At 71.3% G+C, this 21143-nt stretch carries 18 protein-coding genes, 2 tRNA genes and 1 other RNA gene; 11 read left to right on the top strand and 10 right to left on the bottom strand.

The annotated features are described in order from the left end of the window. Positions 1-324: 324 nt before the first annotated feature. Positions 325-2181 carry a gamma-glutamyltransferase family protein gene (locus tag BKD30_RS00270; RefSeq protein WP_076700394.1) on the bottom strand — a complete coding sequence of 619 codons (1857 nt, stop codon included), beginning with the start codon at positions 2179-2181 and terminating at the stop codon, positions 325-327. Between the two features lie 208 nt (positions 2182-2389). Here BKD30_RS00270 and pepN point away from each other — a divergent pair, with 208 nt between their 5' ends. The 4 genes from pepN (at position 2390) to BKD30_RS00250 (ending at position 7756) form a co-directional block, all read left to right on the top strand. Continuing rightward, a complete protein-coding gene (gene pepN / locus BKD30_RS00265) occupies positions 2390-4981 on the top strand; it encodes an aminopeptidase N (protein WP_083955866.1) in 2592 nt (863 codons plus the stop codon). 280 nt (positions 4982-5261) lie between these two features. Further along, a complete protein-coding gene (locus BKD30_RS00260) occupies positions 5262-6116 on the top strand; it encodes a TIM-barrel domain-containing protein (protein WP_076700390.1) in 855 nt (284 codons plus the stop codon). A gap of 159 nt (positions 6117-6275) precedes the next feature. Further along, the gene (locus BKD30_RS15475) at positions 6276-7148 is read left to right on the top strand and encodes a mechanosensitive ion channel family protein (RefSeq protein ID WP_076700386.1); all 873 of its coding nucleotides are present in this window, start codon (positions 6276-6278) and stop codon (positions 7146-7148) included. Between the two features lie 170 nt (positions 7149-7318). Beyond that, a complete protein-coding gene (locus BKD30_RS00250; protein WP_328586880.1) occupies positions 7319-7756 on the top strand; it encodes a globin in 438 nt (145 codons plus the stop codon). Positions 7757-7790: 34 nt separating this feature from the next. Here the strand turns inward: BKD30_RS00250 and BKD30_RS00245 are convergent, their stop codons facing one another. Continuing rightward, complete coding sequence (locus BKD30_RS00245; protein ID WP_076700382.1) at positions 7791-8549, bottom strand: hypothetical protein; 759 nt, start codon at positions 8547-8549, stop codon at positions 7791-7793. Then, entirely contained in the window at positions 8546-9031 is a 486-nt protein-coding gene (locus tag BKD30_RS00240; protein WP_076700378.1) for an acyl-CoA thioesterase, read from the bottom strand. The genes BKD30_RS00245 and BKD30_RS00240 overlap by 4 nt, the downstream gene beginning before the upstream one ends. A 178-nt stretch (positions 9032-9209) precedes the next feature. On the opposite strand from BKD30_RS00240, the gene BKD30_RS00235 reads away from it, so the two are divergent. Then, the gene (locus tag BKD30_RS00235; RefSeq protein ID WP_076700374.1) at positions 9210-10106 is read left to right on the top strand and encodes an acyl-CoA thioesterase; all 897 of its coding nucleotides are present in this window, start codon (positions 9210-9212) and stop codon (positions 10104-10106) included. 71 nt (positions 10107-10177) lie between these two features. On the opposite strand, the gene BKD30_RS00230 is transcribed toward BKD30_RS00235, so the two are convergent. From BKD30_RS00230 to BKD30_RS00220, 3 genes are all read right to left on the bottom strand, one after another. After that, positions 10178-10966, bottom strand: a complete 789-nt coding sequence (locus BKD30_RS00230) for an SDR family oxidoreductase (protein WP_076700370.1) — start codon at positions 10964-10966, stop codon at positions 10178-10180. Between the two features lie 39 nt (positions 10967-11005). Further along, the gene (gene ettA / locus BKD30_RS00225) at positions 11006-12688 is read right to left on the bottom strand and encodes an energy-dependent translational throttle protein EttA (protein ID WP_076700366.1); all 1683 of its coding nucleotides are present in this window, start codon (positions 12686-12688) and stop codon (positions 11006-11008) included. A 188-nt stretch (positions 12689-12876) separates the two neighbouring features. Further along, positions 12877-13494, bottom strand: coding sequence for a single-stranded DNA-binding protein (locus tag BKD30_RS00220; protein WP_159440522.1), 618 nt, complete (start codon positions 13492-13494; stop codon positions 12877-12879). Positions 13495-13785: 291 nt separating this feature from the next. Between BKD30_RS00220 and BKD30_RS00215 the strand changes: the two genes are divergently transcribed. Beyond that, positions 13786-13858, top strand: a tRNA-Arg gene (locus tag BKD30_RS00215). A gap of 31 nt (positions 13859-13889) precedes the next feature. Here BKD30_RS00215 and mptB read toward each other — a convergent pair. Next, positions 13890-15341, bottom strand: coding sequence for a polyprenol phosphomannose-dependent alpha 1,6 mannosyltransferase MptB (gene mptB / locus BKD30_RS00210; protein WP_235861209.1), 1452 nt, complete (start codon positions 15339-15341; stop codon positions 13890-13892). 325 nt (positions 15342-15666) lie between these two features. On the opposite strand from mptB, the gene orn reads away from it, so the two are divergent. From orn to def, 4 genes are all read left to right on the top strand, one after another. After that, complete coding sequence (gene orn / locus BKD30_RS00205) at positions 15667-16305, top strand: oligoribonuclease (protein WP_076700354.1); 639 nt, start codon at positions 15667-15669, stop codon at positions 16303-16305. A 127-nt stretch (positions 16306-16432) separates the two neighbouring features. Next, positions 16433-16505: transfer RNA gene (locus BKD30_RS00200), tRNA-His, on the top strand. Between the two features lie 146 nt (positions 16506-16651). Beyond that, complete coding sequence (locus tag BKD30_RS00195) at positions 16652-17839, top strand: acyl-CoA dehydrogenase family protein (RefSeq protein WP_076700398.1); 1188 nt, start codon at positions 16652-16654, stop codon at positions 17837-17839. Next, entirely contained in the window at positions 17836-18408 is a 573-nt protein-coding gene (gene def / locus BKD30_RS00190; RefSeq protein ID WP_076700350.1) for a peptide deformylase, read from the top strand. Before BKD30_RS00195 ends, def begins: the two co-directional genes overlap by 4 nt. Positions 18409-18526: 118 nt before the next feature. Here the strand turns inward: def and rnpB are convergent. After that, an RNA gene (gene rnpB / locus BKD30_RS00185) (RNase P RNA component class A) lies at positions 18527-18910 on the bottom strand. Between the two features lie 129 nt (positions 18911-19039). On the opposite strand from rnpB, the gene BKD30_RS00180 reads away from it, so the two are divergent. Beyond that, positions 19040-19807: a YaaA family protein gene (locus BKD30_RS00180; RefSeq protein WP_076700346.1), complete on the top strand. Its 768-nt coding sequence runs from the start codon at positions 19040-19042 to the stop codon at positions 19805-19807. A gap of 18 nt (positions 19808-19825) precedes the next feature. On the opposite strand, the gene BKD30_RS00175 is transcribed toward BKD30_RS00180, so the two are convergent. Beyond that, positions 19826-20557, bottom strand: a complete 732-nt coding sequence (locus tag BKD30_RS00175; protein ID WP_076700342.1) for a zinc ribbon domain-containing protein — start codon at positions 20555-20557, stop codon at positions 19826-19828. Between the two features lie 55 nt (positions 20558-20612). Then, positions 20613-21143 (bottom strand): transposase (locus BKD30_RS00170; protein WP_143587989.1); only part of this gene is annotated, 531 nt, incomplete at its 5' end.

The following is a 21143-nucleotide window of genomic DNA, read 5'->3' as shown; positions in this document are numbered from 1 at the left end:
GGGAGTGTGTGAGAGAGTTGCATCTACGAGATGCCCTTCTTGAATGGGTGATACGTGCCTTAGATAAGTCGTATCTTCCCAGGTCAGAAGGGCATTCTCATGCTCCCACACCGACCCCGCAACACCAATTGGTCGGTGGATCGAGGCTAAGTCACACACGCGACGATGCGGCCGAGCGAGGCACGCGGCCCGCCCGTGCGTGAGTCAGCCGGTTCCGCCCGAATGACGTACTCAAAGAGCACCGCATCCGGGCGGGAACCGCTAAGTCACGGCTGTGCGGAGCGAGACGCCCGCCCCGGAGCCCCCCGCAGTCCTCCCGGCCCGTTACCGGCCGGCGGCGTAGCCCTGCGCGCCTCGCGGGTTGGCGGCGGCGTAGAGCACCCCGGTGTCCGGCTCGCGGCCGGCGACACACATCCGGCCGAGCGACCAGTCCCCCGCCCGGGTGATCCGGTGACCACGGCGTTCGAGCCCGGCGATGACGTCCTCACCCAGCCGGTCCTCGACCACAGCGCCGTACGGTTCGGCGGTGCGCGGCCAGAAGGAACCCACCATCGCCGTCGTGTGGAGCATCGGCGCGTCGATGGCCTGCTGCGGCGAGTAGCCGCCGACCAGCGTGCGCAGCAGGTACAGCAGCTGCCACTGGTCCTGCTGGTCACCACCCGGGGAGCCGACCACAGCCTCCGGGCGGCCGGAACCGTCGAGCAGCATCGTCGGGGTCAGGGTGGTGCGGGGCCGGGTGCCGGGCCGCAGCGCCGCCGGCGAGGACTCGTCCAACCACGTCATCTGCAACCGGCTGCCGAGGCAGAACCCGAGTTCGGGGATGGTCGGGTTCGACTGCAACCACCCGCCCGACGGCGTCGCCGCGATCATGTTGCCGTCCCGGTCGACGACGTCGAGGTGGCAGGTGTCCCCACGGGTGCGGCCGAACCGGGCGACGGTCGGCTCCCCCGCCGACGCCTCGTCCGGCTCGGGGTGCGTCGCCTCGAACTCCTCGGCGGTCAGCCGCGGCGGCCGGTGCGGGGTACGGCCGGGAATGTCGCCGGGTTCGTCCCCGGCCGACGCGCGTTCCCCGATCAGCGCCCGCCGGGTCGCCGCGTACTCCGGGGAGAGCAAGTGGTCCAGCAGCTCGGTGTCCCCGGCCGCGGCCTCCCCGTACCAGGCGTCCCGGTCCGCGAGCGCCAGCTTGAGGGCCTCCAGCACGGTGTGGGCGCCGAGCTCGGTGGACGGGTCCAGCCGCGCGTCGTCGAAACCGTCGAGGATCGCCAGGGTCTGCAGCAGGACCGGCCCCTGGCCCCACGGGCCGGTCTTGACGACGGTGCGGCCCCGGAACGACGCCGTGCACGGCGCCTCCAGCGACGCGCGGAACGCCGCCATGTCCGCCGCGGTGATCACGCCCGCGTGCTCGCCGCCGCCGGAGTGCCGGTGCGGGAGCGCCGCGAACTGCTCGACCGCGGTTGCGACGAAGCCCGAGCCGAACGCCTCCCGGGCCGCCTCGATCCGCTCCGCGCGGGAGCCGGCATCCGCACCGGCCTCGACGAGCCGCTCGAGGGTGCGTGCCCAGGCCTCGTTGCGGATCACCTCCCCGTCCGCCGGGGGCCGGCCGTCGGGCATCCACTGCGCGGCCGACGTCGGCCAGTGCCGGGTGAACAGGTCGGCGACGGCCGCGATCGTGGTGCCGACCCGGCCCACCGCGGGGTGCCCGTGCCGGGCGTAGTGGATGGCGAACGCGAGCACGTCGGGGAGCTCCCAGCTACCCCGCTCGGCGAGCAGCAGCAGCCACGCGTCGACCGCGCCGGGGGCGACGGCGGCCAGCGCCCCGGCGCCGGGCACCAGGTCCAGCCCGGCCTGCCGGTAGTGCTCGATGGTGGCCCCGGCCGGTGCCGGTCCCTGCCCCATCAGCACCCGCGGGCCCTCGTCGGTGGTCACGAGGGCGACGAGGTCGCCGCCGGGCCCGTTCAGGTGCGGTTCGACCACGTGCAGCACGAACGCGCCGGCCACGGCCGCGTCGAAGGCGTTGCCGCCGCGTTCGAGCACGGCCTGCGCCGCGGCGGAAGCGAGCCAGTGGGTCGAGGAGACCATGCCGAAGCTGCCCCGCAGGGTGGGCCGGGTGGTGTGCGACGGCGGGGGCGTGAAGGCGCTGATCGAGGAGTCGGCGGAGACGTCCGTTGAAGTCGGTGACATGACCCCAGCGTAGGGCGCGGCCGGGTTCGTCCCGGGGCCGCCACGACGGGGCCGTGCTGCCGCGGCGTCGAGGGCGAAGTATCCGATACCGCGCCAACAGACTTGGCAAGCCGCGCCGTGGGAGGAAGACTATCGAGGACCACGACCCGGACCGGCGCACCGCCGCGCCCCGACCACAGCCCGCTTGGAGGCGACCCACTTGCCAGGATTGAACCTGACTCGCGATGAAGCACGTGCCCGCGCCGATCTGCTCTCCGTGGACTCGTACCACGTCAGCCTGGATCTGACCCGCGGCGAGACGGTGTTCGGCACGACGACGGTGGTGCGGTTCGCCGCGACCACCGGCGCGTCCACGTTCATCGACGCGGTGACGGACGCGGTGCACCGGGTCACGCTCAACGGCGTGGAACTGGACCCGGCGACCGTCTCCGACGGGGTCCGCATCGAGCTGGCGAACCTGGCCGAGCAGAACGAGCTGACCGTCGTCGCCGACGGCCGCTACATGAACACCGGTGAGGGGCTGCACCGGTTCGTGGACCCGGTCGACGACGAGGTGTACCTGTACAGCCAGTTCGAGGTGCCGGACTCGCGGCGCATGTTCGCCGTGTTCGAACAGCCCGACCTGAAGGCCCGGTTCCGGTTCACCGTCACCGCGCCGGCGCACTGGGCCGTCGTCTCCAACTCCCCCACCCCGGAACCGGTCCCGGCCGACGCGATCACCGGCACCACCAGCAGCACCGGTGGCACCGTGGCGCGCGCCACCTGGGACTTCGAGCCGACCCCGGTGATGTCCTCCTACGTCACCGCCCTCGTCGCAGGCCCGTACCAGCGCATCACCTCCGAGCTGACCAGTGCCGACGGGCGGACCATCCCGCTGGGCGTGTTCGCCCGCACGTCGCTGATGCAGTACGTGGACGCCGAGGACATCTTCGCCATCACGCGGGCCGGCTTCGCGTTCTACGAGGCCCAGTTCGGCACGCCCTACCCGTTCGCCAAGTACGACCAGCTGTTCGTTCCCGAGTTCAACGCCGGGGCGATGGAGAACGCCGGGGCCGTCACGTTCACCGAGACGTACGTGTTCCGTTCGAAGGTCGCCCAGGCCACCGTCGAGCGCCGGGCCATCACCGTGCTGCACGAGCTGGCGCACATGTGGTTCGGCGATCTGGTGACGATGCGCTGGTGGAACGACCTGTGGCTGAACGAGTCTTTCGCCGAGTTCATGTCCACCCTCGCCGCCGCGGAGGCCACCGAGTACACCACCGCGTGGACCACCTTCTCCTCGCTGGAGAAGAGCTGGGCCTACCGGCAGGACCAGCTGCCCACCACCCACCCGATCGTCGCGCCGATCAACGACCTCGAGGACGTGCAGGTCAACTTCGACGGCATCACCTACGCCAAGGGCGCCTCGGTGCTCAAGCAGCTGGTGGCGTGGGTCGGTCAGGAGCAGTTCATGGCCGGGGTGCGCGAGTACTTCGGCAAGCACGCCTGGTCGAACACCGAACTGACGGACCTGCTCACCGAGCTGGAGACCGCCAGCGGCCGGGACCTGAGCGCGTGGGGCCAGGCGTGGCTGGAGACCGCCGGCGTCAACACCCTGGCTCCGGCGATCGAGTCCGACGGTGGTGAGGTGATGACGTCCTTCGCGGTCGTGCAGACCGCCCCGGCGGACCACCCGACCCTGCGGCCCCACCGGACGGCGATCGGCTTCTACGACGTCGACGACGCCGGCCGGTTGGTCCGGAACCACCGGGTGGAACTCGACGTCGCCGGTGAACGCACCGAGGTGCCCGAGCTGGTCGGCCTGGAACGGCCGGACCTGATCCTGGTCAACGACGACGACCTGGCCTATGCGAAGGTGCGCCTGGACGAGAACTCGCTGGCCACCGCGAAACGGCACCTGAAGAACTTCGAGCAGTCCCTGCCCCGCACCCTGGTGTGGAACTCGACGTGGGACGCCACCCGGGACGGGGAGAGCCCGGCCCGCGACTACGTCGACCTGGTGCTGGCCAACATCGCCGCCGAGACGGACTCCACCGTGGTCCTGGTGCTGCTGCGCCAGCTGATGCAGACCCTCTACCAGTACGTCGCCGAGGACCACCGGGGCGAGACGATCGAGCGGACCGCCGACGCGTTGCTGCGGCTGGCCCGCCAGGCGGAGGCCGGGTCCGACCACCAGCTGCAGTTCGTCAAGTCGTTCGCGGCCCTGGCCCGCAACGACGAGCAGCTCGACGCGGTGACCGCATTGCTGGACGGCGGCGAGACCCTGCCCGGCCTGACCATCGACACCGACCTGCGGTGGGACCTGCTGGTCGCCCTGGTCGCCGGTGGCCGCCGGGGGGCCGCCGACATCGACGCCGAGTACGAGCGGGACGCGACCGCCACCGGTGCCCGGATGGCCGCTATGGCCCGTGCCGCGGTGCCCACCCCCGAGGCCAAGGCCGAGGCGTGGGACGCCGTCGTCGAGCGGGCGGAGTTCCCCAACGCCGTCCAGCAGGCCGTCATCGCCGGCTTCAAACGCGCCCACGACGAGTCCCTGCTCACCCCGTTCACGGACAAGTACTTCGCCGCGATCGAACAGGTGTGGGCGACCCGCACACACGAGATCTCGGAGCAGATCGTGGCGGGCCTGTACCCGAACCGGCCGATCAGCGCCGACGCGGTCGCCGCGACGGACGCGTTCCTGGACCAGCTCGGCGACCGGACCCCCGCCCTGCGCCGGCTGGTCCGGGAGGGCCGCGATGACGTCGTGCGGGCGCTGGCCGCCCGGGAACGGGACACCGCGGTCGTCGCCACCCCGTGAGGACCCTGTCCGCGCGTCCCGTGCTGTCCACCCGTCCCATGGCCGACCCCCGTGCGGTCCTGTCCGGTGAGCACTGGCGGATCACCGTCCTGACCGAGGGACTGGTGCGGCTGGAGTGGTCCGAGGACGGCGGCTTCGAGGACCGGGCCTCGACGTTCGCCCTGAACCGGGACCTGCCGGTGCCGGCCTTCGAGGTGCGGGAGGACGGAATGCTCGAGGTCGTCACCCGCCGGTTCCGGCTGGCCTACGACCGAGGTCCTTCTCCCCGCAGGGTCTGTCCGTGCAGGCGACCGGCGGCTGGACCCATCACCGCAGCACCTGGCGGTACGGGGACGACGAGCTGGGCCCCGTCAACCTCGGCGGCACCGCCCGGACCCTGGACGAGGCCGACGGCGCGATCCCGCTCGAGGACGGGGTGCTCGCGGCCAGCGGCGTCGCCGTGCTGGACGACTCCCGGTCCTTCCTCTTCACGCCCGACGGCGGTTTCGGCTCCCGCGAGCCGGGCCGGTGCGACCTCTACGTCTTCGCGTACAACCGGGACTACGACGGCGCCCTGGCCGCCTTCCACGCCGTCTCCGGCGCACCCCCGCTGCTGCCCCGCTGGGCGCTGGGCAACTGGTGGAGCCGGTATCACGACTACCACCAGGACGAGTACCTGGCCCTGACGGACCGGTTCGCCGCCGAGGATCTGCCGTTCTCCGTCGCCGTCGTCGACATGGACTGGCACCGCGTGAACTCCGTGCCGCCGGGCCAGGGCACCGGGTGGACCGGGTACACCTGGGAGCGCACCCTGTTCCCGGACCCGGAGGCGTTCCTGGCCGGCCTGCACGAGCGCGGCCTGCACACGACGCTGAACCTGCACCCGGCCGACGGGGTCCGCTCGTTCGAGGACGCGTACCCGGCGATGGCGCACCGGATGGGGGTCGACCCGGCGTCGGGCACCCCGGTCCCCTTCGACATCACCGACCCGGCTTTCGTCGAGGCCTACTTCGACGTCCTGCACCACCCGCTGGAGGAGGCCGGCGTCGACTTGTGGTGGGTCGACTGGCAGCAGGGCCACTTCAGCCGGGTCCGGGACGTCGACCCGCTGTGGCTGCTCGGTTTCCTGACGGAGCTGCTGACCGCCCGCGACTGAGCCGAGAACCCGCGTCGGGGCGCCCCGGCCCGTCACTCACCTCGTCGGCGTGGCCGTTCTCACGGGGGAATCCACCCGGTCCCGGCGCCGTTCGTAGGGTCCGGACAGGGAGGGGATCTACGCTGGATCGGTCCCCAACCCGCTGCGGAAGGATTCGTCGTGTCCGTGCTCCCCCCGCTGGTCAGCGCGACCAAGCCCCTCCAGTCCGTCGCCCAGGCCGCCGACCAGTTCGACGTCGTGCGCCTGCTCTGGACCCTCGGCATCGCGGTCGTCGCCTGGGTCGTGGTCCGGCTGCTCATCAACGTCGTCGTCAGCCGCGTCCGCAAGGGCAACACCATCTTCAAACGCCGCGGCCTGGCGTGGGCGACCCCCTCGGTGCACCCGGACGATCAGGTACGCCGCGCCCAGCGTGCCGAGACGATCGGGTCACTGCTGAAGTCCGTCGCGGCCGTGGTGATCAGCGCGCTCGCCATCACGACCGGTCTGCAGGCCCTCGGCTGGAACGTGGCACCCCTGCTGGCGAGCGTCAGCATCGCCGGGGTGGCCATCGGTTTCGGTGCCCAGCAGCTGATCCGTGACTTCATCGCCGGGATCTTCTTGACCATGGAGGATCAGTTCGGCATCGGGGACGTGATCCAGGTCGGTACCATCGAAGGACGCGTCGAGGCGGTGAGCCTGCGGATCACCCGGTTGGTGGGCGACGACGGCACCATCTGGTACCTGCGCAACGGTGAGATGCTGATGATCGGCAACAAGAGCCAAGGGCAGAGCGCCGCGTACCGACGGCGGCGCAAGTCCCCGATCAGGCGGACGGCCACGCCGGCGACCGCGCAGCAGCGCACCGTCTACCGTCCGAACACCGACCAGCACGCGCTGGCCGAGCCGTCCCCGGGCGCCGGACGGGTGGTGGTCGACCGCCGCACCAGCGACACCCGGGGCAACCCCACCGTGGGCGAGAACCGGACGGCGTCCACCGACCGGACCACCGATCGCAGCACCGGACCGACCACCGAGGGAGAGGATCGTCCATGAATGCCGACCACCGTCGCGAACCCGGGAACCGCGAGGGTCGTCGTCCCGGCGAACCCGGCCCCGCCGGACCCGACCGTGGTCGACTCGACCCGACCACCGGTCCCGCCCGACCCACTCTGGGTGTGGGCATCGGGCCCGCCGTCGGCATCGGGCCAGGCCAGGCCGCCCAGATCCGCCCGGCCGGGGTGGGCGCGTTCACCCCGCCGCCGTCGACGTTCTACGACGACGTCGGGGGCGCGCCGACGTTCCGGGCCCTGACGGACGCGTTCTACGCCGGGGTGGCCGAGGACCCGCAGCTGCGCGCCCTGTACCCGGAGGCGGACCTCGGGCCGGCGAAGGACCGGCTGCGGATGTTCCTCGAGCAGTACTGGGGCGGGCCGACCACCTACTCGCAGCAACGCGGGCATCCGCGGCTGCGGATGCGGCACGCCCCGTTCACCGTCACGCCGGCGATGCGGGAGCGGTGGCTGACCCACATGCGCGCCGCCGTCGACACCCTGCACCTGGCACCGCTGCACGAGCAGCTGCTGTGGGACTACCTGGAGCGGGCCGCCCACGCGATGGTCAACGCCCCCGAGGATCCGCAGGACCCGGCGACCGCCGTCTGAACGGGTTCACGCCGGTCGGTTCACGCCGGTCGGTTCAGGACTTGACGACGACATGGCCCCGCGGGTTGCTCAACCGCAACCACTGCCGTCGCCCGAACACCGCCATGTCCTCCCCCGCAGGAGAGGCTCCCGCGGTGGGAGCCCCCGTCGTGGGCCGGCCCGCCGGCCTCGCGGTGCTCTCGGCCGGGCCGAGGAAGCCGAGCAGTTCCGCCGCGTACGCGGCCGCCAACGGCACGTCCTGGACACCGCTATCCGCAGCCACCTCCGCCAGCAGTCCCTGCGTCGGCGCGGCCAGCACCGCCCGGCGCACGGTCTGCAGCACCGCGCTGCCGGCGTCCTGCGGCAGCGCCGTGCGGACCAGGTCGATCCCGTGCCGGGCCGCCTCGCGCAGTCGCCCCGCCGGGGCGACTCCGAGCCGCTCCCAGCCGCGCTGTGGGGCCCCGACCCCGGCCCACGGCTCCGTCAGCGTGGTCGGCGGGATGGGCAGGCGCCGCCGGGCCGCGTCGTCGCCGGCGTCCGCTGCCCGGGCCAACCGGTCGGCCACCGCGCCCAACGGCACCGTCACGTCCAGGCCGTCGGCGGAGTCGTCCGCGAGCGCCATGGTGCGCAGACCGAGCACGGTGGGCCCGGACTCGCCCAGTCCGGGCGGGCGGAGCACGCACACGGTGGCCGCGAGCACGGACCCGGTGACCGCGAGCCGGATCCCGGCGTCGTTCACCTGCCGGGCGCGGGCGACGAAAGTGCGCAGATCCTCCGCGCTCCCTGGATCAGCGAGGACGAGGTCGGGGCTCACCGGCGCTCACCACGGCGCCGGAACGGCACCGGCTCGCCGTGCCAGTGCTCCAGCGCCGCCCGCTGCTCGGCGGTGAGCCGGACGGGCGCGCCGGTGGACCGGTCGACGAGTACCATCGTCGTCGCCCCGAGCGCGTACACCGTCGACTCGTCCCGCTCCGCGACCAGGTACCCGAAGTCGTAGCTGGACCCACCGACGTCGGTGACCCAGATCTTCACGAACACCGGCCGGTTGCGGTAGCTCAGCGGTTGCCGGTACTCGATCTCCTGCCGGCCGACCAGGGTGAACCGTTCCGGGCCGACCAGGTCGTCGAACGTCTGCCCGGGCCGGTCAGCGGGCAGCACCACCTCGTCGAGCGGGGTGTGCGCCAGCTGCACGCGAGCGTTCTCGAAGTACTGCAGGTAGACGACGTTGTTGACGTGGCCGTACGCGTCCATGTCACCGAACCGCAGTTGCACGGGCATGTAGAGGGAATCGGGCATGCGTCCATCCTCGCAGAGCGGCCGGGGCTGGCCCTGCCGGCGGCACTACTCGCTCGAACTACTCCCCCGGATGCGACCCGTTGCGGGTGGTTCGGGCCCCTATCATGGCCGGTGGGACGCGTCCGTGGGTCCCGTTTCCCCCTGCGCACCACACCGCTGCCACCGATGAGGAGGGCTGATGTCCGGACTGGACTCGCCGGAGACCCGCACCCGGAATCTGCTGCACGTGCTCGACGTCGACGACCTGGACGGTGCCCGCACCACCGAGGACGTGTTCGTCGGTCTGTCGGAGCGGCAGCCGCGGGGCCGGGTGTTCGGCGGGCAGGTGCTCGCCCAGGCCATCATCGCGGCGAACCGCACGGTCGAGCCGGACCGCACCATCCACTCCCTGCACGGCTATTTCCTGCGGCCGGGTGACTCCGAGAAGCCGATCACGTACGGCGTCGAACGGCTCCGGGACGGCCGCTCCTTCTCGGCACGCCGGGCCCACGCCTACCAGAACGGCGCACCGATCCTGTCCATGATCACCTCGTTCCAGACCGAGGACGAAGGCGTGGACCACCAGGAGGAGATGCCCGACGTGCCGGGTCCGGAGTCGTTGCCGACGACGGCGGACCTGCTGGCCGGGCTGGATCACCCGATGGCTCGCAAGTGGTCCGACGACCGGCCGTTCGACATCCGGCACCTCGACGGCGGCGTGTACCTGCGGCCGGACCCGGGCCGGCCGGCGTCGCAGGCGGTGTGGATGCGCACCCACGGGCCGATGCCCGACGACCAGAGCCTGCACCGCGCCGCTCTGGCCTACGCCACCGACTTCACCATCCTCGAGTCCATCCTGCGCCGGCACGGCCTGGCCTGGTCGACCCCGGGCGTGAGCTTCGCGTCCCTGGACCACGCGATGTGGTGGCACCGGCCGGTACGCGTCGACGACTGGCTGCTCTACGTGCAGGCCTCTCCGTCCGCCTCCGGTTCCCGGGGCCTCGGGATCGGCCGGATCTTCTCGCGCGACGGCGCGCTCGTCGCCACGGTCGCCCAGGAGGGCATGGTCCGGGTTCCCCCGGGCACCGGCGACTGAGCCACCGGCAGGCGGATCCTCCGGCGGGCACGCTCGGCGCTCGGCGGCGGCGGCGACCGGCATGTCGGCGCTCAGAGCGAGACGGTGAACCCGCCGTCGGAGTGCAGCAGCTGCCCGTTCACCCAGCCGCCGTCCGCGGAGAGCAGGAAGGCGATCAGCGCGGCGGCGTCGTCCGGTGTGCCGAGCCGGCCCGTGGGTTGCCGGGCGGTGAGGCCTGCCCGCACGGCGTCGTCCATCCAGCCGGTGTCGACCGGGCCGGGGTTGACCACGTTGGCGCTGATGCCCTGCCCACCGAGTTCCTTCGCCGCGGCGATGACGATCCGGTCCAGGGCGCCCTTGCTCGCCCCGTAGGGCAGGTTGAACGCGGTGTGGTCACTGGTCAGCGCCACGATCCGGCCCCGGCCGGCCAGCCGTTCGGGAAACCGCTGCGCGAACGCCCGGATCAGCTGCCACGGCGCCCTCGCGTTGACGGCCAGGTGCCGGTCGAAACTCTCGACGGTCGTGTCCAGGATCGAGGAGTCGACCGACTCGGCGTGGCTGAGCACGAGAGCAGCGATGTCGCCGTGCGCCTCGCGGGCCTGCGCGATCACCCGGTCCGGCACGGCGGCGTCGGCCAGGTCGGCGTCCAGCGTCGTCACCCGCGCCCCGGTTCCGCGGAGCTGTCCGACCAGCGCGTCGACGTCGCCGGGGACCGATCCCCACGGCATCCGCTTCTCGTACGCCGTCCAGACCGGCAGCACCAAGTCCCACCCGTCGGCGGCGAGGCGGCGACAGATCGCCGCGCCGATGTTGGTGGACCGGCCGACACCGGTGACGATCGCGCTCAGTCGGCCACTGGCGTTGCCGTCCGTCCTGCTCACGCTGCTCCCCTGGCGATCCTCCGCTACGGGCTCGTGCGGTCAGTCGCGGGTGAGCTTGCGGTGCGTCACCCGGTGCGGGCGGGCCGCGTCGGCGCCGAGGCGGGAGACCTTGTTCTCCTCGTACGCCTCGAAGTTGCCCTCGAACCAGTACCAGTTCGCCGGGTCCTCGTCCGTGCCCTCGTAGGCCAGGATGTGGGTCGCGACGCGGTCGAGGAACCAGCGGTCGTGGGAGACGACGACGGCGCAGCCGGGGAACTCCAGCAACGCGTTCTCGAGGCTGCCGAGGGTCTCGACGTCCAGGTCGTTGGTGGGCTCGTCGAGCAGCAGCAGGTTGCCGCCCTGTTTGAGGGTCAGGGCCAGGTTCAGCCGGTTCCGCTCACCACCGGAGAGCACCCCCGCCTTCTTCTGCTGGTCGGGGCCCTTGAACCCGAACGCGGACACGTAGGCGCGGGACGGCATCTCGACGTTGCCGACGTTGATGTAGTCCAGGCCGTCGGAGACGACCTCCCACAACGACTTGTTGGGGTCGATGCCGCCGCGGCTCTGGTCGACGTAGGCGATCCGGACGGTGTCGCCGATCTTCAGGTCGCCGCCGTCCAGCTCCTCCTGACCGACGATGGTCTTGAACAGGGTCGTCTTGCCGACACCGTTGGGGCCGATGATGCCGACGATGCCGTTGCGGGGCAGCGTGAAGGACAGGCCGTCGATCAGCAACCGGTCCCCGAAGCCCTTGCGCAGCTGGGACGCCTCGATGACCTGACTGCCCAGCCGGGGGCCGGGCGGGATCTGGATCTCTTCGAAATCGAGCTTCCGGGTCCGGTCCGCTTCCGCGGCCATCTCCTCGTAACGCGCCAGCCGGGCCCGGGACTTGGTCTGCCGGCCCTTGGCGTTCGACCGGACCCAGTCCAGTTCGTCGCTCAGACGCTTGGCCATCTTGGCGTCCTTCTTGCCCTGCACCTCCAGGCGCGCCCGCTTCTTCTCCAGATAGGTGGAGTAGTTCCCCTCGTACGGGTAGAGCCGGCCGCGATCGACCTCGCAGATCCACTCCGCGACGTGGTCGAGGAAGTACCGGTCGTGGGTGACGGCGAGGACGGCACCGGGATACGACGCGAGGTGGGACTCCAGCCACTGCACGCTCTCGGCGTCCAGGTGGTTGGTGGGCTCGTCGAGCAGCAGCAGGTCCGGCTTGCTCAGCAACAGCTTGCAGAGGGCCACCCGGCGGCGCTCACCACCGGAGAGGACGGTGACGTCGGCGTCCGGCGGCGGGCACCGCAGCGCGTCCATCGCCTGTTCGAGCTGCGAATCGATGTCCCAGGCGTCGGCGGCGTCGATCGCCTCCTGCAGCTTGCCCATCTCCTCCAGCAGCGACTCGTAGTCGGCGTCCGGGTCCGCCATCTCCTCGGAGATGGCGTTGAACCGCTGGATCTTCTCGTAGATCTCCCCCACGCCTTCCTGGACGTTGCCCAGGACGGTCTTCTCCTCGTTCAGCGGCGGCTCCTGCTGGAGGATGCCGACCGTGTACCCGGCGCTGAGGCGGGCCTCCCCGTTGGAGGGCGTGTCCAGGCCGGCCATGATCTTCAGGATGGTGGACTTGCCGGCACCGTTCGGTCCGACGACGCCGATCTTGGCGCCCGGGAAGAACGACATGCTGACGTCGTCGAGGATGACCTTGTCGCCCACCGCCTTGCGGGCTCTGGTCATGGTGTAGATGAATTCGGCCATGCCTTCAAGGCTAGTCGGTGCCCCGGTTGATGTCCCAGTCGGCGACCGGATGCGGGGCTCCTCGATTCTCCGGTCAGAACGGCAGCTTCCGGGTCAGAACGGCAGCTTCCGGTCAGAACAGCAGCTTCCGGTCAGAACGGCGGCTTCCGGTCAGAACGGCGGCTTCCGGTCAGAACGGCAGCTTCTCGTCAGAACGGCACCGACTGCTCCTCCGGCTCGCGGTCGTGATCCCGGCCCTCCGTGCCCGTGCCCGCGCCCGTGCCGGTGTCGGTCGAGAAGGACCCGCTCGGACCGAGCTCCCGGACCTCCCCACCGAACGACGCCATGCGGAAGGTGTCCGCCGCGCGATCGTCCTCGTCCGGCTCCGTGCCGTGCCCGTCCTCGAGGAGCTCACCGGTCGCGGTGTCCACTCCGGTCAGTGGCCGTTCGGTCAGTGGCCGTTCGGTCGCGCCGGCGCCGTTGCTGAAGCGGGTGGTGCCCAGGCGCAGATTGTGCCCGATGCTGTCGGCCTCGATCTGCACGTTGATGCCGGACTTGCCGTCCCGCTCCCACGGCCGCACCTTGAGCCGGCCGGTCACGATCACCGGCTGGCCCTTCGACAGGCTGCAGCCGGCGTTGCGAGCCAGGTGCCGGAAGCACACGACGGAGAACCAGTTGGTCGCCCCGTCCACCCAGGTCCCGGTCTGCCGGTCCAGCCAGCGTTCCGTGCTCGCCAGCCGGAAACTCGTGATGGCCTCACCCCTCGCGGTGGTGTTGCCCGTCACGTCGGATCCGATGTTGCCCACCACCGTGATCATCTCGCTCATCGTCCGTCCGCCCTTCTTTCGCGTCTGCCCGCGGTAGCCGCGGCTCCGGTGCGGCACCGGTGGGATCAGCATGCGGTCCCGCGGAGCCGGGAAGGCGCGGCGTCCCGTTAGCTGTGGACACCGGCGTCCGGAAGGGCGGCTGTGGAGGGAGAACGCCGTGGAGGGAGAAACCGGCACTGCCCGCGCGGCGAGTTCGCGCCCGCAGTGCGCTCGCACCCGCGCCAAGAAGCCGGACGGGGAGCCGCCCGTTGCTAAGGTGGTCGGTGAACGTGACGCGGTAGCTGCGCCTCGGCCCCAGTAGCTCAGCGGATAGAGCAGGAGCCTTCTAATCTCTTGGTCGGGGGTTCGACTCCCTCCTGGGGCACCCACCCGACGAGTCGCTGCGAGGACCGCGCTCAGATCGTCAGCGTACGGCCGGCGTCCCAGTACTTCTTCCGGAACACGCGACTGGTGCGCGGGTCCAGGAAGATGAGGTACAGCGTGAAGCCCAGGCCGATCAACGCCGCCAGCTGCCGGGCCACGTTCAGGTCGACGTTCAGGTAGGGGAACACGTCCAGCTGGTCGGTGATCGCGTAGATCATCAAGAACGCGGTGATCAGGAACAGTGTGCGCACCTGCCAGTCGTCGCGCATGCCGGTGGCCGCGAGCAGCGGCAGCAGCCAGACGACGTACCAGCCCTGGATCATGGGCGCGAAGACGACGATCGCGGCCAGCGCGAGGGCGGCGCGCCGGATCAGCTTCTCGTGGTTGCCGACGAGGAACAGCCAGCCCACGACGGCGAATCCGGCCAGTTTGCCGGCCAGGTGCACGACGGAGGCGGCCCCCCATCCGTCCAGCCCGAACGCGTTCAATATCGTCGCCACCGCCAACCCGAGCATGCCCACGGGGGCGTACCAGATCCACACGTTGCCGGTGGTGCTCAGGGCACCGATCCACCCGAAGCCGAGCCCGTTGAGCGCGCCGGCCAGCGCGAGCACCGCCAGCGAGATCAGCCCGGTGATGGCGCAGTAGCCGATCCGCCGCGGCCACGACGCCCCCCGCCCGGCCCACATCAGCCCGAGGAAGGGCAGGAAGACGATGGTGATCGGTTTGACGCCCACCGACGCGGTGACGAGGAGGATCCCGAGGATCGGCCGCCGGACCGCCGTCGCATAGATGCCGGCGACGGCGAGACCGATCATCAGGGCGTCGTTGTGCACGGCGGCGATGAAGTTGGTGAGGAACAGCGGGTTGGCCACGGAGAGCCAGAGCGCGCGGGTCGGATCGACGCCGTGCAACCGTGCCAGCTTCGGCACTACCCACAGGCAGAGCAGGATCCCGACCAGCGACGCCAGCCGGAACAACATCACCGACAACTCCAGGTTGGTCCCCGCCAGGGAGACGATGCCCTCCTCGATCCAGAGGAACAGGGGACCGTACGGAGGCGGGCTCTCGGACCAGAGCTGGTCGGCGCCACGCTGGAAGAAGCCTTCGATACTCGACACGCCGTCCTGGTAGGGATCCAGGCCGTTGACCATGACGAGGCCCTGCGCGATGTAGGAGTAGACGTCGCGGCTGAACAAGGGGATGGTCGCGTACATCGGTGCGCCCCACAGGACGATGGCCCGCAACACGGACCGGTGGGCGTCCGCGGAGGCCCAGTCGCGTATCTGCTGGCCGAGCCGCAGCCACGACCGGACGAGCAGCATCCCGCCCACGGCGAGAAGGATGACGCAGATGACGACGCCGACGGTGGTGAACCGCATCGGGATGATCAAGGGGTTCTGTCGGAGCGGGGACGAGCCCGGCAACCAGCCCACGCCCAGCGAACCGACCACCAGCATCAAGGAACCGACCAGGCCCAGCACGAGCGACGAGGGTCGGGGTATGGCACGCGACCGCGGGACGGTTGACCCCGTGGATTCCGCCGTCGGCGTCCGACCGGCCGGAGGAGACTGGGTCATGCACCTACTCCTCGCTGGCTCGTCGCACCGGCAACGGTTCTCGCCCGGCGCACTACCGACGGCGCCGCGGGCGCCGCCAGTCTAACATCGCCGGTCCGCCCCCAGCTCGGCTCCGGCGGCCGGTCCGCGCCTTGTCCGGGCCGTCCTCCGCGCTTGCCGTCTGTCGCTGTCCGGGCTTGTCTGCGGGCCGGAGACGTCGATCGCCGGTGACGGCAGCTAGGTTGGTCCCGTGGCTATCACTCAGGAACGAATCGTCTGGATCGACTGCGAGATGACGGGACTGGACCCGGTGGCGGATGCGCTGATCGAGGTGGCGGTGCTCGTCACCGACTCGGACCTGAACATCCTCGGCGACGGCATCGACGTCGTGATCAAGCCACCCGCCGCGGCGCTCGAGGCGATGGGCGACTTCGTCCGGCAGATGCACACCGACTCGGGCCTGCTGAACGAACTCGACGCCGGCGTGAGCCTCGCCGAGGCGGAGCGCCAGGTGCTGGACTACCTGCGTGCCTGGGTGCCGGGGCCGAAGAAGGCGCCGCTGGGCGGGAACTCGGTGGGAACCGACCGGGTCTTCCTCGTGCGTGACATGCCCGCCGTCGTCGACCACCTGCACTACCGGATCATCGACGTGTCCACCGTCAAGGAGCTCTCCCGCCGCTGGTTCCCGCGCGCCTACTTCCAGGCGCCGGCGAAGACGGGGGGCCACCGCGCCCTGGGGGACATCCGCGACTCGATCGACGAACTGCGCTACTACCGGGGCGCCGTCATGGTGCCGCCGCCGGGGCCGGACTCCGAGACCGCCCGCCGGATCGCCGCCCAGGTCGTCGCCGGTTCCGGCACGCTCACCGCGCCCACCGAATCGTCCTGACCCGGCGGGCTGGACGGGGCACCGGCGTGGTCGGGACCCCTCCGGCCAGCCTGTACACTGGTTCTCGCTGCTCTGGCCCGGGGGCGCTCCTTGCGGCCGGCCCGTGACGGCCAGGGAGCGGTCCATGGTGGGTATAGCTCAGTTGGCAGAGCGTCTGGTTGTGGTCCAGAAGGTCGCGGGTTCGACCCCCGTTACTCACCCCGATGTGAAGGCCGCCCGGTGCTCCGGTGCGGCCTTCACCCGTTCGGCGGGTTCCCACTCCCCGCCGGACCACGCTCCGCGGTGCACCGCACGGGTCGGGGGGCACGAGCGAGAGAACCGGCACGACGACGGAGGCGAGGCACCCATGAAGCGCGCGTTCTTCACCGAGGATCAGGGACTGTTCCGCGAGGTCGCCGTGGAGTTCGCCCGCCGCGAGGTCTCCCCGCGCTACCGGCAGTGGGACGAGGACCACCTGATGCCGCGTTCCGTGTGGACCGCCGCCGGCGAGCAGGGCCTGCTCGGTCTGGCCGTCCCGGAGGAGTACGGCGGCGCCGGCCTGGACGACTACCGGTTCCGGATGGTGCTCGACGAGGAGCTCGCGAAGGCCGGTGCCCTCGGTCTGGCCCTGGCGTTCCACCTGCACGACGACCTCGTCCTGCCCGCCCTGCTCGCCCACGGCACCGCGGAGCAGAAGCAGCGGTGGCTGCCGGCCATGGCCAGCGGCGAACTCGTCACCTCCTGCGCCTGGACCGAACCGGGCGCCGGGTCGGACCTGCGCGGTGTCCGCACCCGCGCGGTGCCCGACGGTGACGGCGGCTGGCGGCTGTCCGGGCAGAAGACGTTCATCGGCAACGGCATCAGCGGCGACGCCGCCCTCGTGTTCGCCCGCACGGACGGCTCCACCGGCCGCGGCGGCGCGGACAGCTTCTCCCTCTTCTTCGTCGAGAAGGGCGCGGGTTACACGACCGGCAAGCAGCTGGACAAGATGGGCCTGCGCGCCTCGGACACGGCGGAGTTGTTCTTCGACGACGTCGTGATCCCCGCCGGCAACCTGATCGGGGAACTCGGTGCCGGGCTGCGGTACGTGCGCGAGGGCCTGCCGCAGGCCCGCCTCGCGATCGCCTCCGCCGCGGCCGTCATGAGCCGGCAGGCCTACGAGCAGACCGTCGCCTACACCGCCGACCGGACCGTGTTCGGTGACCGGGTGCTCGACCTGCAGAACACCCGGTTCACCCTCGCGCAGCTGCTCACCGAGGTGGAGGTCACCGAGGGTTACGTGGACCGGGCGGTACTGGCGTTCAACGACGGCAGACTCTCCCCCGCCGAGGCGGCCCGGGTCAAGCTCTGGGCCAGCGAACGGGCCACCACCATCACGGACCGCTGCCTCCAGCTGCACGGGGGGTACGGCTACATCCTCGAGTACCCCATCGCCCAGGCGTTCCTCGCCGCCCGGCTGCTGACCATCTTCGGCGGCACCAGCGAGATCATGAAGGAGACCATCGGGCGGGAGATCGCCGGCTCGGGATCGAACGCGGGAAGGGACGACGCATGACCATCCGCCCGGTCGTGATCTGGGGCGACCCGGTCCTGCACACCCGTGCCGCCGAGGTCGCCGCGTTCGACGACGACCTGCGCACCCTGATCGCGGACATGTTCGCGACCATGGACGCGGCCAACGGGGTCGGCCTGGCCGCCCCCCAGATCGGCGTCGGCCTGCGGATCTTCACGTGGGCACTGCCGAACGACGACGACGCTCCCGAGCGCGGCGTCGTCGTCAATCCGTCCCTGACCATCGGGAAGATCTCCGGTACCGACCCGGACCCCGACGACCATGCCGAGGGCTGCCTGTCCTTTCCCGGCGAGTACTACCCGCTGCAGCGCGCGGACTGGGCGCGACTGACCGGGTTCGACGGCGACGGCAACCCGGTCGACGTGGGGGCCACGGGCTGGTTCGCCCGCTGCCTGCAGCACGAGTACGACCACCTCGACGGCAAGCTCTACGTCGACCGGCTCCTCCCCCGGTGGGGCAAGAAGGCGAAGAAGGCGGCGAAGGCGAACGGCTGGACCACGGCCGGGAACACCTGGATGCCGGGCGTGGACCCGGACCCGTTCGGCCACTGACCCCCCCTCTCCCCGCTCACTGGTCAGAAATCGCGCGTTCTGACACGCAATCGGCGGCGAAACACGCATCGATTGACCACTCGTCGAGAGAGCGAGCGAGCTGCCGGGGGAAGAGGCGTGGACGGGACGGCCTGTACGCCGGGTTCTGTGCCTGCGCCGGTTACCCGGACTGCAGGTGGCGACCATCCATCTAGGAGTACCGTTGCCGGCACCCTCGAGCGGCCTACCCGGACGCTCGGGCGGGCAGCCCTCGATCGCGTCCTGTCTGGCCTTGCTCCCGGTGGGGTTTACCTTGCCACCCCGGTCACCCGGGGTGCGGTGGTCTCTTACACCGCCGTTTCACCCTTACCCGCGCGCCGACGAACGACGGCGGGCGGTCTGTTCTCTGTGGCACTGTCCTGCGGGTCTCCCCGAGTGGGCGTTACCCACCACCGTGCCCTGCGGAGCCCGGACGTTCCTCGGCCGACGCGCACGCGCCGGACGCGGCCGCCCGGCCGTCCCATCCACGACCGCCCAGTCTACCGGCCCGGCGACACGGTCACCGGCGACGAGGTCACCGGCTGCACGGCGAACGGCTCCACCGCGGCAGGCCATGGGCCGGCCGGACACCGGGCGCCACTAGACTCGTCCGGTGTTGATCCTGCTCCCGCCGTCCGAATCCAAACGCGCCGCCCGGTCCGGAGCACCGGTCGACCTCGATGCCCTCGCCCACCCGGCACTGACCCCGGCGCGGTACCGGGTCCTCGACGAACTGGCGCGGGTCAGCGCCGCCCCGGACGCGCTCGCCGTCCTCGGGGTCGGGCCGGGTCTGGCCGACGACGTCGCCCGCAACACGCGGCTGACCACCGCACCGGCGGCACCGGCGCACCGGGTCTACAACGGGGTGCTCTACGACGCCCTGGATCATCGGTCCCTCACCGCGGTGCAGCGCCGACGTGCCGCCGAGAGCGTGCTGGTCGTCTCCGCGCTGTGGGGCCTGGTCGCCCCGACCGACGCCATCCCCGCCTACCGGCTGTCCATGGGCACCCGCCTCGGCGACGTCGGCAACCTCGCGTCCTTCTGGAGGCCGCTGCTCACCGACGCGCTCGCCGCCCGCGGAAACGACGAGCTGATCGTGGACTGCCGGTCGAGCACCTACGCGGCCGCCGCCGCCACCCCCGCCGACCGGACCGTCGCCGTCGACGTCGTCCGCGAGCGGGACGGTGTGCGCACCGTCGTCTCCCACATGGCCAAGCACACGCGAGGTGAGCTGGCGAGGCACCTGCTCACGCGCCGCGGCCACGCGCCGGTCGATGCCGGGGCCCTGGTGCGCGTCACCCGGGAACGCTGGCCGGCGGCGGAACTGGTTCCGGCCGGCAACCGCCGTCCCGCGCACCTGCAGATCGTGCTCACCGACTGACAGTCCCGCCGACCGCGGTCAGGAGCGGACCAGGATCCGTCCGCACTCCTCGCACCGGACGACGGCGTCCTCGCTCGCCGCCCGGATCGCGGCCAGGTCCTTCGGGTTCAGTTCGAGCATGCAGCCGCCGCACCGGGCGCCCTGCAGGGGGGCGACGCCGACGCCGTCGTGCGTGCCCCGCAACTTCTCGTACAGACTGACCAGGGCGGCGTCATCGATCCCGGCCAGCACCTGGGCCCGGTCGGCCTTCTCCCGCTCGAACTCCCCGGCCAGCTCACCCAGCCGGGTGTCGCGGACCGCGGTCAACGCCCCGAGCGCGGCGGTGGCCTCGCTCCCGGTCACGGTCGCCCGGTCGAGGGCCGCCTGAGCCGCCTCGACACGTTCCATCACCGCCAGTTCCGTGTCCTCCAGGTCCGAGCGGCGGGCGGACAGGGTCCCGATCTCGTGCTGCAGCGCGGTCAGGTCCTTCGCGGAGCCGGTGCCGGCGTCCAGCCGCTGCTGGTTGCGTCGGATCCGGACCGCGACCTGCTCGACGGCGGCCTCCGCGGCGGCCAGCGCCTCCTCCGCGGCGGCCAGCTCGGCCTCCGCCTGGTCGCGTTGCGCCTGCGCGGCGCTCGACCGCTCCTGCGCCGCGGCGATCTCCGGGTCGGATCGCAGCGCGGCGGCCCGGTGCCGGATCCGGTCGATGGCGGTATCCCGCGCCTGCAGGTCGAGCAGCCGGCGCTGGTGATCGGGGCTGGCGGTGGGCATGGATCCTCCTGCGGTGCCGGGGTTCCCCTCACCCTAGATGACCTATTCCAAGGGGTCAGTGGTCGTAGGCGGTGAGGGATCGTCTGACGGGTTGTCCGGTTCGGTCGTTGTGCCAGATGGCCGCGGTCAGTGCGAGGATGCGTTGCAGGACGCGCACGAGCACACCGGTGGTGGTGTGTCCGCCGTGGTGCTCGAGATCGAGTTGGCCTTTGAAGGTGTCGAAGACGGACTCGATGATCTGGCGTAGTGGTCTGAAGAACTGGGCGCCGGGCCGGGGTCGCTCACCTTTGCGGGCCGGGCGGAGCAGTTCGATCCCGGCACTGGTCAGGGCGGTCTCGAACTCGCGACCGTGATAGTTCTTGTCGCCGATCAGCAACTGTCGGGGCCGGGCGGCCAGATCCTGGTCGGTGGCGAGCACGTCCAGGAGCACGGTGCGTTCGTCGGCCTTGGCGCCGGTGAGAGCGAACGCGATGGGCAGGCCGTGGACGGTGGCGATCAGGTGCAGGCGTAGTCCCCAGAAGAAGCGCGAATGGCTGGCGCAGTACCCGTACTCGGCCCAGCCGGCCAGGTCCGAGCGGGTCACGGT

Origin of the sequence: Tersicoccus phoenicis, from assembly GCF_001968835.1 — a bacterium.
GTDB classification, from domain to species: domain Bacteria; phylum Actinomycetota; class Actinomycetes; order Actinomycetales; family Micrococcaceae; genus Tersicoccus; species Tersicoccus phoenicis.
The sequence above is the reverse complement of the archived record's forward strand: the minus strand, read 5'-3'. Positions and strand labels throughout refer to the sequence as shown.